Genomic DNA, 505 nt, shown 5'->3' with positions numbered 1-505 from the left:
ACCAGTTCTGCACCGGGGAGGATTTCACCTCGACGTCTTCCTCGACGCCGATCCCTTCCACGGCCGCGTGCAGCTGCGCGGTGTCACGCTTGGGCGCGGTGCAGCCCTCGAGGTAGCTCACGTACGAGCCCTTGTCGGCGATGATCAGCGTGCGCTCGAACTGGCCGGTGTTCTCGGCGTTGATGCGGAAGTAGGTCGAAAGCTCCATCGGGCAGCGGACCCCGGGCGGCACGTAGACGAAGGAGCCGTCCGAGAACACGGCGCTGTTGAGCGTCGCGTAGAAGTTGTCCGACACCGGAACCACCGAGCCGAGGTATTTCTTCACCAGCTCCGGGTGCTCGCGGATCGCCTCGGAGATCGAGCAGAAGATCACCCCTGCCTTCTCGAGCTCCTTCTTGAAGGTGGTGCCGACCGAGACCGAGTCGAAGACCGCGTCCACGGAAGCCCTGCGGTCCGAACCGGCGGTGGCGGACAGCGGGCCCGCCGCGTCGGCAGGTGCGTCATC

General features: G+C 65.9%; 1 pseudogene. It reads right to left on the bottom strand.

Going from position 1 to position 505, the window contains the following annotated elements:
- Positions 1–505, bottom strand: a pseudogene (locus HC022_RS28510) (Fe-S cluster assembly protein SufB); the annotation flags it as partial.

Origin of the sequence: Salipiger sp. HF18 (genome assembly GCF_011806505.1) — a bacterium.
In the GTDB taxonomy this organism is placed as follows: Bacteria; Pseudomonadota; Alphaproteobacteria; order Rhodobacterales; family Rhodobacteraceae; genus Salipiger; species Salipiger thiooxidans.
Note: the sequence above shows the minus strand (reverse complement) of the source record. Positions and strands in the feature narration are given on the sequence as shown.